Origin of the sequence: Bradyrhizobium sp. URHD0069 (assembly GCF_000701345.1) — a bacterium.
In the GTDB taxonomy this organism is placed as follows: domain Bacteria; phylum Pseudomonadota; class Alphaproteobacteria; order Rhizobiales; family Xanthobacteraceae; genus Bradyrhizobium.
Genome location: NZ_JNIJ01000010.1, coordinates 49,145 through 63,401, shown reverse-complemented (window position 1 = coordinate 63,401; position 14,257 = coordinate 49,145). Strand labels below are relative to the sequence as shown.

The window sequence follows — 14,257 nt, the reverse complement described above, 5'->3', positions numbered from 1 at the left end:
CCTCAACGTGTTTGGGGAGTCCATTCCGCCCGGCCTGTCATGCCTACGGGCGGGAGCGGAAAGCGTTCGTTATGACGGTTTACCCAGTCGAGATAATTGTAGCGCGCCCCCGGGAAGCCGATCATCTTCCATGCGACCATGTCGCGATTGCCGCCATAGATCGGGTCGGCGAAGAAACCCATCTGCACATCCCTGATGGCCTGTTCGAAGAATGATTTTCCGTCGGTGCCCTCGAGCTGGAAATCGCCGCTTTCGATGCCGTTGAGGACGATGTCCTTTTCGCTGTCGGACAATTCCGCGAATGGCTTCCCGGCATATTTCGACTTGCAGGCGCGATCGAGCGCAGCAAGCCCCTGGCGATATTGCTGGCCGGGTCCCGCTTCCATCTGATGGCCTTGATTTTTTGCTCCCGCCTTGAAAGGCGGACGAATGTAGAGGCCGTCCTGCCTGCCGTACGGTCCCGCAAGCTGGCGATCGACGAAAACCGCGCAACCGGCGTCCTTGCCGCCGGGCGTCTGGGGATCCGGCGGGATGATCCGGTCGGCAAGAGCTTCCATCGCGCGTCCTTCATCGCCGGTGAAGAATTCCCAGGGCCCGAGTTTGACCGGTGTTAGTGGATTTCCCGCGTTCGGCTCCCAGGGCAGGCTGCCCGCGATGGTGCGGGCGCGCGCTCCTGTGGCGCCAGCGATAAAGAGTGTTGCGGTCGAAAGCAGAATGGAACGACGCGAGAGCCCGGGCCGCGACGTCTTGTGCATGGTTGCCTCGCTTCTGTCCTGTGTCCTGCTTTCAGTGCCGAAGATGCAAAAGGCTAATATTCGCGGCGCCTGCAAACTGAACTTCAGACTTCCGCAGGTACAAGATAAGGCCCGTTTTGGTTCAGCCTTTCGGGATCGCCCGATAATTTCGTGATCGCCCATATTCATGACTTCGATAACAGCGAAAACATTGGCGTCCGTCCGGTTGAACGCCGTCGGCGGCGGCATTCCCCATCGCATTATTGTCTGTTCGCGCTCGCCGGCGGCGAGCGCTACTGGCGTCAGACAAGGCGTTTGTTGCGCACGAAGTCCCTATCCGCTCAGCGCAGGTTGCCGTCATACGCCGTGATGGGTGGATCGAACGGACCATCTGCATGGGGTAAGCCAGTCGAACGACGACCGGTGATTGCCACAGCACACAATCGAAGAACGTGCGGAGAACAGACTCCCCGTATTTTCCCCGATATGCGCGACAGTTCTCGCCCCGTTCGCGTCCGAGGCGCGGGGGGAAAGAACAGCGATCGCGTCGCTAAGTACCGATCTCGTTTAGGAAAAATGGTGCTGCCAGACAGGATTGAACTGTCGACCTCTCCATTACCAATGCGTTGCTAAACCCCTTCGGCGCGGTTTCCTGATGTGTGGGATGCCTATTACGCTGTAAAATAAAGCGCTTTTCGTTTTCGGGTCTCACGTGCATCCTAAACATTACGGTCCTCTATGTGGGACGGCTGTGTGGGAAACACGATGACCGACGCCAGCAACACTCTTGGAACAGCGCGCGCCGGCAAAGCCCGCCAGGTCGATACGCCCGCGAAACGCGCGCGACTGCCCAAGCGAAAAAACCCCTACTGGCAGGGCATCAGCGGCGGGCGCGGCGGCGTCTCGCTTGGCTATCGCAGGGGCCGCGGCGTCGGAACCTGGGTGGTGAAGGTTGTCATCGACGGGGAGAGGACGGAAGAGCGGCTCGACGTCGCTGATGACGAAGGCGCCGGCGCGGAGGCGCTGAGCTTTCCGGCGGCCGTCGGTGCGGCCTTGCAGTGGGGCAAGCAGCAGTTTGCGATCGTCGAAGTCAGCCGTGAGGCGGCCAAAGAAGCGACGGTCCCGACCGTTTGGTCGGCGGTCGAAGCCTACGCAGCCAAGCGCAAAAAGCGCGCCGGCCAGGAAGGTTCGGAAGCTCACCTGTTGAGCCACATTCCGATAAACTGCGACTTCGCAAAGACACGCCTGGCGAAGCTGATCGCAAAGACGATCGAGGATTGGGTTGCGCAGCTTCGGCGCATTCCGAAAACTAAAAAGAAACGGAAGAGCGGAGATCCGCCGCCGGAACTGCCGCCGCTTGAGCCGGGGACGCGCAATAGATTGCTCGGCGATCTTCGCGCCGCCCTGAACGACGCAGCGGAGCGGCACCGCCGCGAACTGCCTGGCCACATCAAAGACGAAATAAAAGCCGGCACACGTATCGAACCCATAGAACAGGAGGCGCGCAAACAGCTTCTCTTGAACCCACAGGTTCGCGGCGTCATTGAAGCGGCGTTCGAGATCGACGAGGACTTTGGCTACCTGGTGCTCATTGCAGCAGTGACCGGCGCCAGGCACTCTCAAATTGTTAGACTGAAGGTGGCCGACGTCCAGATAGCCAAGAGCCGGATCATGATGCCGAGCTCGAAAAAAGGTCGCAAGCGCAAGCCTCGCCCACCGGCTGCTATCGCCATCAGCGCAGAAGTGATGGACAGGCTGCGGCCTCTCCTAGCCGGACGCGCTCCTACGGAAGTTCTGCTGTATCGGTGGGTTCACAAGCGTGTCGGCAACCCGCCGCGTTGGATCAAGGACAAACGGCGCACGTGGGGTCGCGCGTCGGAGGTAAAAAACCTGTGGGCCAAGGTGGTCGAGCTATCGGGCGTCCCGGACGATACGATCATGTACGCTCTGCGCCACAGCTCGATCGTGCGCGGCCTGATGGCCAACCTTCCGGTGCGTTTGGTCGCGGCTCTTCACGATACGTCGGTCACCATGATCGAGAAGCACTACTCCGCATTCATCGTTGACGTGGCCGACGAATTGACGCGGAAACACGCGATGTCGCTGAATGGCGAAACGACGCTGGTCTTGCAGGCCGCAGAATAGGGGTTTCTCGCCCGATTTCCCTCTGCAGGGTCCGGATTTAGTCTCGGCAAAACTCGCAATCTTGATGAGCGCGCCATGCCCGAGAACACGTCGAAAGCTGGTAAAGCAGAGTTTCCGAATCCGCAGTCGAGACTCAGCGTCGGCATTGCCGAAACACGCTGGCAAGACCGTGCGATGCTGTCGCTGCAACTTGCCGCCGAGATCGCCGGCATTTCCGTGGCGTCTCTTTATCGTGCGGCGGGCGAATGGCGGCTGCATCTTCGGCGCCTCGAAGGCCGCACCGTCGTTGTGACCGCAAGCTTGATCGAGCTTCTGAATGCAGCCGAAATTTGGACACCGTCTGACCGCGGAAAAGAGGCCCGCGCAAAGCGTTCCTCCGCGCGTTCGGCGCGAATAACGCGGAGAATTGGCAGCTAGGTATGTCACTTGTATGCTAATTCATTGGCTAACTTGAATTTCATAAATCACAATCATTATTGTATGCCATAGACGTCTGTGATGGTTTTTGGTATCGTCTATCTATCGGCTGCGCTCTCCTGTTAAAAAGTTTGCACGGTTTTCCTGAAGCGGTCCGATCGACCCCCGTTCCTTTCAGGAGGACTCTGCGCGTGACCAAGCCCACGTCGACCGCGACATTACAGCCGGCAAACCCCGCGCCGCAAACACCTTGGCGCGAGCGTCCACTTCAACCGATGAAGGTGGCGGCCGAACTCTGCGGCGTTTCAATTGCGTCCCTATATCGCTTCTCTGATGAAGGTCGACTGGTACTACGGCGGCTCGGCGGGCGCACATTGGTTGAGACGAAAAGCTTGATTGCTCTTATCGAGAGCGCCGAAGATTGGACGCCCTACGACCGGGGCAAGGAAGCCCGCGCTAAGCGAAAAGAGATCGCTCGCGCGGCGATGCAAGGTTGAGTGCCGCGGCGGTGGAAAGCTCGCAGAGTCCGCGCTTCCACGTTTCGAGGCGTGCGGGAAGCTCCATAGTCGGCCCAGGCCTGAGCGCGGTTCGAGCGGCATGTAGCCTCCACGGCGAGCAGCTGGCCGGGTTGGCGCCGGTGTTCGAGCGCATCGGGCAGCACCTCGATACGACCGTGTCGCAACCCGGCCACGACGGTTTATTTTCCGCCAATCGAAAGCGCGTCATCGTTGTGGTCAGTGACGTGCTGTGGGGCGAGCTAGTGCTGCTCACCGAAGTTCGCGCCGACGAGATCAGGCGGGCCCTGACAGCCCACGCGCTACCGTTCACCGGCAAGCAGCTTTCCGATGCGATCTGTCACGGTTGGACGAATTGGAGTCGTCACGCTCGCAGAAGCTTCCGGCGCGGCGCCCCTGCGTGGAGCGATCTCGCAACGGTATCGGTTGGCGGGCTTTTATTCATTTCTCCGGATACGCGAATCAAGCTGGCGCAAGTCGCCGCCGGCGGTGAAACGCCGGTTCTCGCCGTCGCCCTGAATTCCACTGGCACAACGCGCAAGCGGCTGAAGTGCAGTGTCCGCGCCATCGTCTTTCCGTTGCCTAGTTGGGCTCGCGCTTCCGGCGCTGTGGCCGGTCATGCGTAGTTGAGGCGCGACAAATGAATGCTCCGTCAAAAATCACACTCTCAACCTTCGAGGCGTTCTGGCGCCTAGGTTATCGTCGTTTAGTGCCCGTGGTTCCTCCCACCGCCGCGATTTCCGAACGCTCTTCGCTGTTTAAGCGCGTCGGGACATCGCAGGATGGCCGCGGCAAGACGCCAGGCGTTCGCGGCGCTGACGGCAAGTGGCACAGCTTCGATTGGGTTTCGCACGAGGCCGACGAACTAGACTGCCAGCGTTGGCAGAAAATGGCCGCCAGCATTGGCGTTAAAATGGGTGGCGCGCTTTATTTCATTGACGCGGACACTCTCGACAAAGCGCTGGCGGCCATCATTCAGATGACGATCGTCAAACACTTTGGCGTGCTCGCATGTCGAGTCGGCAACTGGCCGAAGGCCGGCTATCCGATACGACTGTCAGGATTCTTAAAATACACCCGTCTCGACTTCGGCCACGGCGAGCGCGTCGAGATCCTAGGCGAGGGACGCCAAGCGGTGTTCGCCGGCATCCACCCCAAGACCAAAGCACCGTACTCGTGGCCCTTTGCGCTGGTGCCTTTCGATCAACTGCCCATGTTCTCGCCGGCGCAAGTTGTCGCATTTCTCGAGGAGCTTCGCACGTTGTTGCCGGCCGCCAAGCCGCTGGTAACGGAAGGCACGACGACTGATATCAGCCAGGCTTCGTTGTGGGGCTCGATCGAGACGGTGCGCAAGGCCGTCGCCGCGACGCCGAACACTTCCGCGGCGTTCGGCACTCGCGAGAGCTATCGAGACTACGGCTACGCGATCAAAGCCGCTTTGCCGGACGACGAGCCGGCCGCGTTCGAGATTTTCGCCGATTGGTGTAGCCGTTGGACTGACGGCGTGAACGACCCCGATATCGTGGCGGCGGACTGGCGCCGGTTCAAGCCGCCATTCCGCCGGGGTGCGAGTTGGCTTTTTGAGTTGGCAGAGCAGCACGCACCCGACCAGTTCAAAAAGGTTGATGCGTTTTTCGACGTTCTGCCGGACGAGCCGGAAAGCCTCTTCGCCGCGCCGGCCGTGGTGACGAACGCAGTCCGCGAAGTCGAGCCGCTGGTTTGCATCGACCCGACCACTTGGGCGGGCCGACTGCCGCAGCCGCGCGAATGGGTAGTCGACGGATGGATGCCAAAGGGCGAAGTAACGCTGCTGTACGGTGACGGTGGTGTCGGCAAATCGCTGCTCGCGATGCAGTTCGCGACATGCGCGGCCACAAGCCGGCCGTGGCTTGGGCAGACGACGCGGCCGTCGCGTGTGATGGGCTTTTTCTGCGAAGACGGCGAAGACGAGCTCTTCCGGCGCCAGGCCGATATCAACAAAGCCCTCGGCGTCGAATTTGCCGAATTGGCGGATCTACGCCTCATTTCCCGGAAGCACTTCGATAACACGTTCGCCCTGTGGGACCGGCAGACTGGCGCGCTGAAGCTTCAGCCAGTATGGCACCAGCTGGTGCAGGCTGCGAAGGCTTTCCGGGCGGACGTCCTGATTGTCGACACGATCGCTGACGTCTTCGCCGGTTCGGAAATCGACCGCGCCCAGGTCAGCGCGTTTGTTAAATCCTGCCTCGGGCGCATCGCCCAAGAGATCGGCGGCTCTGTGCTCGCCCTCGGTCATCCGTCGCTCTCCGGAAAATCCTCTGGCTCCGGCACGTCCGGCTCGACGGCGTGGAGCAACGCCGCCCGGTCCCGATTGTATTTGAAGCACCCGAAAGGGTCGGAACGCGGCAATACCCGCGTGCTCGAAGGCATGAAGGCTAACTACGGGCCGAAAGGGTCGGAGCTGATCGTTCGCTGGCACCGCGGCGCGTTCGAAATGGTGGCGGGGTCGCAGCCGGCCGTCGTGTCGCCGACAGTCGGCGCAGCGGCGGTCGTCAGCATCACCGAAGCGGTGGAACAAGCAATTGTGTCCGTCATGGCGGTGAACCCGACGGCGCGCCTCAACATGGCGCCAAACAGCCAGTATTTCGCCGTGAAGGTTTTACGGTCGCTCGACCCGGATAGCCTGGTGCCCTTCGACGACGCGAAGATTGTGGGAGCCATGCACGATCTGCTTCGTCGGGGTGCAATCCGCGAACAGCGCGTCGGCGACAACGGACACGGTCGGCCCGTAACCGGGTATGTCGTTGTGCCGGACAATCTGTTAGCCGCGGCCGCGTCGATCGACCCGGGCAGTATGTCTAAGATTTTTGATTGAGCACCGCCATGTCAGCGCGAAACGTATGCTGCAAAGTCCCGGGCCGCGATTGCAAAGCTCCGTTTAAGCCGTTGATTTTGCTCGCTGCAGGGTCTTTGCAAGCGTCGCCACTGCAAAGTCAGGCAAAGTCCCGCAAAGCTCAATGTTTTCGGGCTTTCAAAGTCCTGCAGAGCCGTCGTTGCAAAGTTCACCCCTACGGGGAACGGCCCTGCGTGCCGCCGCCTGTGGGCTTGGGCCGCTCCCCTCGGTGTTTTGGGGTCGTGGGCAAGGCCGAAGTTCAAGGTCGAACAGCGCAGCGGACACAAACGGCTGACATACCTTATCGGCGCATGTCAGCGGGGCGGCTGTGATGACGCCGCGCTCCCGCACAGCGCGCCTCGATCGGTGGCGTAAGTCTGCCGAGTTTCGTCAGATCGCGCGGAAGAGCGCAAAGGCAAATCTGGCCAAGTTCAACGCCGCGCCTCGCTGCGGCGCCGCTCGCAAGCGCGACGGCGAGCCGTGCTGCAATCCCGCGATGAAAAACGGGCGGTGCGGCGTCCACGGCGGAAAGACGCCAAGCGGCCGGCAGTGGCACGTCGTTCAATTTCCGGATTGCTCTACGCCCGCCGGCGAAGCCAAGTTCAATCGAAAGCTACGCGACCAAGAAAGATATGCCGCGAAGCGCGCGTTGCGGTTGGCCGCCATGACGCCCGAACAGCTTGTCAAGCATGACGCCTGGCACCGGTCTCACTCTCCCGGCGGCAGCCGGGCTTCTAGGAGCGCCGAACGCGATCGGGTGCGCCATAATGCCAAAACCAAGCGCTTGCTACACACAGAGCCTCGCCAGCGGCCCACAGACCCCGAAATGGTCCGTATCGAGAGGGCGCTCGCGGTGGCGCGGGCCAAGCTGGCCCAATTGGAGATGCGAGCCGCCAAACCGACCGACGGGGACGAGGGGATTTTCTCATGAGCGACTTTGAGGATGACAGCGAGGATTTGGACGAAAGCGGCATACGTGACGCACTGACGCGCAGAATGCGGACGGAAGGGGCGCGCGTCGCCTTCGATACAGCGCTTTCGATATGCAAAGATCCGAAGGCGTCCTCCGCGGCGAAAGCGTCGGCAGTTAATTCGCTTCTCAGAGCGGGCGGGTTCTTTAATAATTTTGGCGGGGACGACGGCGGAAAAGACCTGTCGCAGATGACGCCCGACGAGGTCGACGCGGCACTTCGGAAAGCGACTGCCGCGCTCGCTCGTCGGGAGACTGGGAAAAACACGCCGCCGGGAAGTCTGTTCGATTGATTTTCGGCCGCACGGGGGCCGCCAGAGCGCCAAACGTGTGCTAGAAGAATGGGGCACTTGCAACCGAGTGCGCTTTTTGAATGGGGGCAGCATCATGCGCAAACCGCTGGCCGCTGCCGTCGCGTTCCTGCTGTTAGCGGGCTGCCAGACTGGCGCTGAATACCAAGCCAAAGTCGAGAGTGAACGGGCAGCCCGCCTTCAAACTCACGTTGGCCGCTCGATGGCGGACTTCAGTCGCGACACAGGCATGGTGCCGAGCTCGATGTACGATGTTAGCACCGGGCGCGTGTTTGTCGTTGACGGACCCGCTGTAACGCTCGCCTTGGCGCCGAATGGTTTCACGCCTGGCGTCGCCCGTACCTTCGCATGCCGCATCCAGCTTGAAACGGTCTCGATGAATCGCACCGGGGACGCCCACGATTGGCGAATAACCGGCGTCAACTCAACGGGTCCATGTTGATTCACTGGGCCCGGGGCGTCGTGGCGGGCCTGCTGAAAATCCAAATAATAAAAGTTTGCCACGAGCTTTTGAAACTATTTTCGTCCTTTCGTGCCGCCAACGGGCTGCACAGTGCCGGTTGATGCGCGGGCCTCCATGTCTTTCAAAATGCGCGCAACCTCTCGCCTGGTTCTTATCACCCGGAGGCGATGACGCATTTTCTCTTCTGCCTTTCTATCTTGTAAGGCCTCGAACTCGGGCGTGCCTGGCGCCGGCGGAATTTTCGCCAGAGCAGTGAGGCGCTTGCCTTCAAAATATTCAGCTAGATCCGCTTCGTCGATCAGTGCCGGGTGCCCCAAAATATAGGGAACGCGCCCCTGCAAGCACATATATCTGATCTGGCGCCGAGTGCGCTCGAATTTAACAGCTGCCTCGGTCCAGGTTAGGAGGGCGAAAGGTTTTGGTGATGCACCGGCCGAAATAAATTCGAAGGCTTTAGACTTGCCGCGTGCTTTGACTCGACGCACTTTCGCGCTGGCGACGTAAATTTCCAAATCTTTTTGCATTATCGTGACTGGTCGGCCGGGGATGTATCCCAACTTTCTTTCCAGCCGAAGTCGTTTAACGTGACCACGCGAACACCGCAGCAGTGCCGCGGCCTCAGCCTCAAGCAACAGATTCGGCAAGCAATTCTCTGCGGGCGTGTCGTCCATTCGCTGATGAAACAGCGCGCGTGATGCAGTGTCAAATCGCGAGTTTGTATCACGCTGTTCTAAGACAACGAGAGATTTGACATACACCATTCTAACTAATTAGCATCGGCGCGGGATTAGAAACCCCATGTGCAACAGGAGTAACTTTCCTTCAAATCCGGGGTCTCCACGTGAATGTCCAGGGCGCGAGCCTAAAGACGTGCGGGAGCCAACTGTAGCTGGCGTTTCTAGCCCCGGAAGACATCACCGCTTAGAACGCGGTCTTGAAAGGAAGCTACAGCTATGGCGAACAATATCTTCTCCGAAACCGAAGTTACTATGTTCTGGAAAATCGCGACGGACGCCCGTCGCTCGTCTAGTGCGCGGAAAGCCCGCTATGCGTTAGAAGAGCTGGAGGGAATGGCGATGAACACAGCGAATCCATTGTTGCGGGACAGATGCGTTGCGGCACTCGCTCGGGGACAAATCGCCGCGTAACGGCCCAATCAAAAACGACTCGACGGGGCGCCGGTGGCGCCCTTTTTCGTTTCGCGACCGATTAGGCCTGAAGGCATTTCGCGCCGCGGACCGCTGCACTGCGAAAACGAGGCGTTTTTGACCGGTTGCGCGCAAGCCGCGCCCAACTTGTTCGACTAATGCCTGTTAATGCTGGCTTGTATTAGTATTCATGAGACTATTCGGCCTCGAAGGCGCTGCGCCTGGCGCGCCGCGGCGCCGATCGGGCCAGCTTGCCGCCGGCTCGCGCCGCCGAATGCACCACCGACTCGCGGCACCACCGCCGCTGCTCCAAAATTTTCGGCAGGCCGGTTTGTGGCTTTAGCCGCGCCAGCGATAAGAGCGAAGAGGGCCAGCGCGTGAAGCTCGGCGCCTGAATGCTAAGGACATTCAGAATCGCAGCGAAGTGGTCGACCGCACCGGGAAGTTGCGAATCGCGAGCTGCCAGGCAGTCGGCGGGGAAGATCGCGCGCACTTGCCCCCGGCTCGCTTTCGATCGCCCGCGGCCCGTTAGCTTCGAAAACAGCCGGATTTTTCGCATTGTGCAAACGAGCTGGATCTGCCGCATCATCACCCCCGCGGGTGTGGCGACTTCGCCCGCGTTCAGCGCCGTGAAGTTTTAGCTGAGCTTGTGCGCCTCGGATATGTGAATGGTGCGAGCCGCCGTTCTCGCCGTCGTCCATCAAATCTATGCTCGAAGGTGCGGCGAGTTGATTTGCTCGCGCTCGAAGCAGCACGCCACGCTGTACGGGCGCCCGGCCTGTTCTGCCGCGCGGGCCGCGGCTCGGCGCCGGCTCGATGGCCGGCCTGCCCCCCGGGGTACGGTTTGGCGCCGTAAACCGAAGCCGCGTCGGGTGCCCGTACAAAAATTCTGATTTTTTCTAACTTTTTTGAACGCGATACGTCTTTCTGCTCGCGCGAACCGTATTGCTTTCGATCCGCAGGCGTAGCGGCGCCACTAATCGCTCGCGAATACGGAACGAACGTCTTGCAGCCATTTCTTCCTGAAGCACTTTAGCTCATCGACCGGCTTGGAGAGACAGTCCAGCCTCAAAGGTGCCGAGACGAAGCCGTTTCGCTTCATGCAGGCTTCCAATAAGTTATTTCGACCAAGGTACGCAGTCTGGCAGTCCAGCTTGTTCCTAGCCGCAACGCACTGATTAAATCTTTCTTTGGTACCCCCGTCCATATTGAGTTGTCTCAAAAGCAGCGTCGGCTCAGTATCGGCGACACACTCCGCAAGCTGCTCAGTCTCGGAACAGCCCGCGAGCATAGCTGTCGCGATGACGAGAACGAGACTGCGTCGAACGTCTCCGCTGTTGAAGTACCTGACAATGGCCGACGCCGCGGCTACAAAATGAATCTGCTTCATATCTTCGCCGTCCTGAAATTCGTTCAGCCAAAAAGAAAGAAACTTGGCTGCCGGTGTACGCGCGCTAATTTTTGGTTAATACGCAAGGCTATCACACCGCGCCGCAACTTTGGCAAACAACCAAAAATAGATTACACCTTCAGCAGCGATATTCGTCAGCTCGCGACCGATCACCCGACAAACAAGAGAGCCGCGAGGCTCGCGGTGATCCGTCATGGCCGATCGTCAGTTACAGCTTCGGCGGCTTTCAGTCGAACAGCCTGACTACGCCGCTGCAGATCCTTTGTCCTGTAGCGTGGCAATGCTGGGGCCTCCTAAGAGTAAATAAACAATTCAAGGCTAATTTCGACACGGCGATATCTTTTCGGCCTCGCTAACCGATCACCCGAACGACAAAAGAGCCTCTTGGCTCGTGGTGATCCGTTATGCCTTATCCGCCGATTTACGACATCAGCTATAGCTACAGCGTCTTTCAGCAGTCGCAGGGCAACAACGCCTTCCCGGGGACGCAGATCGACGCGGATCTCTTGGGGTTGGAAGACAGCATCAGAAATGTTTCGACGTTCGTTCAGGGCGTGATGCGCTCGGACGGCAAGCTGCAGAACGGCATCGTCACTTACGACAGTTTATCGCCGGTGTTGAAGACCGCAGGGCTCGCGCCGGCAGACGCGTGGGCTACTGGGCACGACTATCTCGTCGGCAACTCCGTCGTCATCAACAGCAATCTATACCGCGGCCTTGTCGCGCACACGTCGGGAGTGTTTGCGGACGATCTCGCGGCGGCGAAATGGGTGTTTGTCGCCGCGCTGCTTGCGGGCGCTGACGGTACCAACGGCACCAACGGGGTCGCCGCATGGACCGCGCCGGCCGCATGGCTCACCGCGACAGCCTATGTCGCGGGACCGCCCGCAAGTGTAGTTGTCCAAGGCGGCGAAACTTACGTTTGTCTTGTGCCGCATGTGTCCGGAACGTTCGCGACTGATCTAGCTGCGGGGAAATGGGTAAAGGTTGCTCAAAAAGGTGCGGACGGGGTTTTCGTCGCCGCACCCCAAGGGCGCCTAACGCTAACCAGCGGAGTTGCCATCACCACGGCCGATGTGACGGGCGTGACTTCCATTTACTTCACGCCGGTTGCTGGCGGCGCCATGCCCATATGGAACGGCACCGCATTCGTGCCGACATCGTTCTCCGAACTAACGCTTGCGCTCGATTCCACGAACACAGATACCGGATACCATCAGAGCGGAAAGAACTTTGACCTTTGGATAGCAAGTGACAGTGGAACGGTGCGGCTTGGCACCGGGCCGGCATGGTCATCGGACACCGACCGCGGGACGGGGGCCGGGACAACGGAACTAGATTTCTCCAAATCAGCTATTCCCACCAACAAAAACACACTAACGCTGCGCTTTGGTTCGGCAACGGGAAACACGATCAGCGTCCCAGCCAATCAGGCGACATATGTTGGATCATTCCGCGCCACCGCTAACGGTCAGGCCACGGACAGCAAGGCCAAACGCCTGCTTTTCAATGCCTATAACCAAGCTTCAAGAATTTTGCGTGTTGCCGATCCGAATCTAACCTGGACTTATTCAACCGCGACTTGGCGTCAGGTCAATGGAAGCACGAGCAACCAGATTGATGTTCTGCTGGGGCTTGGTGGAATTGGGGTATCTCTTCAATCTCTATCATTTTGCTCGAGCAGCACAGCCACGATCCGGAATGTTCGATCTGGTATCGGCCTTGATAGCACTTCCGGAATTGCTTCGTTTGATGCCACCGGAGGCGCTGGGGGAGTTAGCAACGCTTCGGCGCTAATACTCAACTCGTTTTACAATGGCTATCCCGGCTTGGGTAAGCACTCGTTGACATGGCTTGAGATGGGCGGGGGCGCCGACACTCAGACATGGTTCGGCACTGATACGACGGCCGCCAATTTTACGTCAGGACTCACGGGATCTATGCTGGCATGACATTTGGCGCGGCATCATCTCCTGATCCGATGGCGTTACCTAATGAGTATGCGCAGCAGCCTGTTGGCGGCAATCGCAACACGCTAGGGAAAACGCTACGTGACCCGCGCAGCGTACCGATCGGTACAACAGGTGTGTTTGTAATTGCAGGTCAATCAAATGCCTGCAACACCACGCCAAATGCGTCATCGCTAACTAATGGCTCGAAGATCCATAACCTCAACCTGTACGATGGGGGGCTATACGCCGGCGCTGATCCTTTGCTCGGATGCCAGATGGTCCCCGGTAGGGGCCCGGGGAATGCGTTCACTCGGATGGCCGATAAGCTTATCACTGACGGCAAGTACACCGATGTTATTCTTGTCCCTGTGGCTATCGGCGGGACTATCGTCCGCACATGGGCAACAGACCCGACATTGAATCAACGGCTCGTTGTTGCTGCTCGGCGTGCAGGAGCGCTAGGTCGGTCAGTGACCGGATTTCTCTGGATGCAGGGCGAAGCCGAGGTCGGAACGAGTCAGGCATCCTATGCCGCCGATATGGCGACGGTAATCGCGTTCCCTCGCAATGCGGGTTTCAACGCGCCATGGTTCATCGGAAAATGCACCTATAACGCTGGAACCGTAATAGCGGCTGTACAGGCTGCGCAGATCGGCATGGCGAACGGAACGAACATCTTTGCCGGGGCTGACACTGACAGCCTGACCGGGACGGCAGTCAATCGCCAAGCGGATAACACGCACCTTTCGGATGCTGGCGCTGTTTCTGCGGGAAATCTTTGGGCGGCGGCGATAGAGGCTGCGATTTAGTCTGCGGCAACAACCAGTGACTTTAAACGCTGCCAGAGCGACGGGGCGGGAGTGATGAGGGGGAGCCCCAAATGCGCGCGCCCTTTATTTGTCAATCCGTAATGCTCTTCGTTGGCCCAGCCCATGTGAGTGCATTCGCAGAAACCTTGGTCGGATGCGAGGCGCGCACGCTGCACGAAGTCCCAATCGAAGTTGACATCGGTTTCACGACCATCAGGGCCAATCTCTCGAAGCGTCCTCATGAGGTCTTCGTCGTTTAGACCGACGCCGGCCTTTCGCATCCTGGTATAGAGGTCGCTATCTTTTTTCTCTTGTTCGATTTTATCGAGAATTTCTTCGTAATTGTTCGTCATTTGCGCCGCCCCTGATTGAGAAACGGCGCCATTTCTACCACGTACAACCCCACCTAGAACAGCCCCGGCGCTATTTACTTTCACGGTTGCGATGTATTCCTAATTGCGGCGCTTATATCGGGCTCGCCGCCGATCACTGAGATACACAAAGCCACCA

16 protein-coding genes are annotated in these 14,257 nt (G+C 59.3%); 12 read left to right on the top strand and 4 right to left on the bottom strand.

Going from position 1 to position 14,257, the window contains the following annotated elements; genetic code table 11:
* Positions 1-2: 2 nt before the first annotated feature.
* Positions 3-755: a gluconate 2-dehydrogenase subunit 3 family protein gene (locus N554_RS0104545; protein ID WP_029582393.1), complete on the bottom strand. Its 753-nt coding sequence runs from the start codon at positions 753-755 to the stop codon at positions 3-5.
* Positions 756-1,499: 744 nt separating this feature from the next.
* Here N554_RS0104545 and N554_RS0104540 point away from each other — a divergent pair.
* From N554_RS0104540 to N554_RS0104505, 8 genes are all read left to right on the top strand, one after another.
* Complete coding sequence (locus N554_RS0104540) at positions 1,500-2,879, top strand: site-specific integrase (protein ID WP_081851109.1); 1,380 nt, start codon at positions 1,500-1,502, stop codon at positions 2,877-2,879.
* Positions 2,880-2,954: 75 nt separating this feature from the next.
* On the top strand, positions 2,955-3,296 hold the full coding sequence (locus tag N554_RS0104535; protein WP_029582391.1) for a hypothetical protein: 342 nt from the start codon (positions 2,955-2,957) through the stop codon (positions 3,294-3,296).
* A gap of 191 nt (positions 3,297-3,487) precedes the next feature.
* Entirely contained in the window at positions 3,488-3,793 is a 306-nt protein-coding gene (locus tag N554_RS0104530; RefSeq protein WP_156041775.1) for a MerR family transcriptional regulator, read from the top strand.
* Between the two features lie 131 nt (positions 3,794-3,924).
* Positions 3,925-4,437, top strand: coding sequence for a hypothetical protein (locus tag N554_RS0104525; RefSeq protein ID WP_029582389.1), 513 nt, complete (start codon positions 3,925-3,927; stop codon positions 4,435-4,437).
* Complete coding sequence (locus tag N554_RS37160) at positions 4,398-6,665, top strand: AAA family ATPase (RefSeq protein ID WP_156041774.1); 2,268 nt, start codon at positions 4,398-4,400, stop codon at positions 6,663-6,665. Before N554_RS0104525 ends, N554_RS37160 begins: the two co-directional genes overlap by 40 nt.
* A gap of 346 nt (positions 6,666-7,011) precedes the next feature.
* Complete coding sequence (locus N554_RS35380; protein WP_156041773.1) at positions 7,012-7,614, top strand: hypothetical protein; 603 nt, start codon at positions 7,012-7,014, stop codon at positions 7,612-7,614.
* Entirely contained in the window at positions 7,611-7,946 is a 336-nt protein-coding gene (locus N554_RS0104510) for a hypothetical protein (RefSeq protein ID WP_029582387.1), read from the top strand. The genes N554_RS35380 and N554_RS0104510 overlap by 4 nt, the downstream gene beginning before the upstream one ends.
* Positions 7,947-8,040: 94 nt before the next feature.
* Positions 8,041-8,406 (top strand): lipoprotein, encoded by a 366-nt coding sequence (locus N554_RS0104505; RefSeq protein WP_156041772.1) that lies wholly within the window; start codon positions 8,041-8,043, stop codon positions 8,404-8,406.
* A gap of 74 nt (positions 8,407-8,480) precedes the next feature.
* On the opposite strand, the gene N554_RS37155 is transcribed toward N554_RS0104505, so the two are convergent.
* Positions 8,481-9,188: a hypothetical protein gene (locus N554_RS37155; RefSeq protein ID WP_210165369.1), complete on the bottom strand. Its 708-nt coding sequence runs from the start codon at positions 9,186-9,188 to the stop codon at positions 8,481-8,483.
* A 192-nt stretch (positions 9,189-9,380) separates the two neighbouring features.
* Between N554_RS37155 and N554_RS0104495 the strand changes: the two genes are divergently transcribed.
* Entirely contained in the window at positions 9,381-9,575 is a 195-nt protein-coding gene (locus N554_RS0104495) for a hypothetical protein (RefSeq protein WP_029582384.1), read from the top strand.
* 196 nt (positions 9,576-9,771) lie between these two features.
* Here the strand turns inward: N554_RS0104495 and N554_RS0104485 are convergent, their stop codons facing one another.
* Complete coding sequence (locus N554_RS0104485) at positions 9,772-10,068, bottom strand: hypothetical protein (RefSeq protein ID WP_156041771.1); 297 nt, start codon at positions 10,066-10,068, stop codon at positions 9,772-9,774.
* A gap of 720 nt (positions 10,069-10,788) precedes the next feature.
* Between N554_RS0104485 and N554_RS39560 the strand changes: the two genes are divergently transcribed.
* From N554_RS39560 to N554_RS37845, 3 genes are all read left to right on the top strand, one after another.
* The gene (locus N554_RS39560) at positions 10,789-11,229 is read left to right on the top strand and encodes a hypothetical protein (RefSeq protein WP_156041770.1); all 441 of its coding nucleotides are present in this window, start codon (positions 10,789-10,791) and stop codon (positions 11,227-11,229) included.
* 161 nt (positions 11,230-11,390) lie between these two features.
* Positions 11,391-12,938 carry a hypothetical protein gene (locus tag N554_RS0104475; RefSeq protein ID WP_029582381.1) on the top strand — a complete coding sequence of 516 codons (1,548 nt, stop codon included), beginning with the start codon at positions 11,391-11,393 and terminating at the stop codon, positions 12,936-12,938.
* Positions 12,935-13,747 (top strand): sialate O-acetylesterase, encoded by an 813-nt coding sequence (locus N554_RS37845; protein WP_081851107.1) that lies wholly within the window; start codon positions 12,935-12,937, stop codon positions 13,745-13,747. Before N554_RS0104475 ends, N554_RS37845 begins: the two co-directional genes overlap by 4 nt.
* Here N554_RS37845 and N554_RS0104465 read toward each other — a convergent pair.
* A complete protein-coding gene (locus N554_RS0104465; protein ID WP_029582379.1) occupies positions 13,744-14,100 on the bottom strand; it encodes a hypothetical protein in 357 nt (118 codons plus the stop codon). The two genes, N554_RS37845 and N554_RS0104465, sit on opposite strands and share 4 nt — an antisense overlap.
* Positions 14,101-14,257 lie beyond the last annotated feature (157 nt).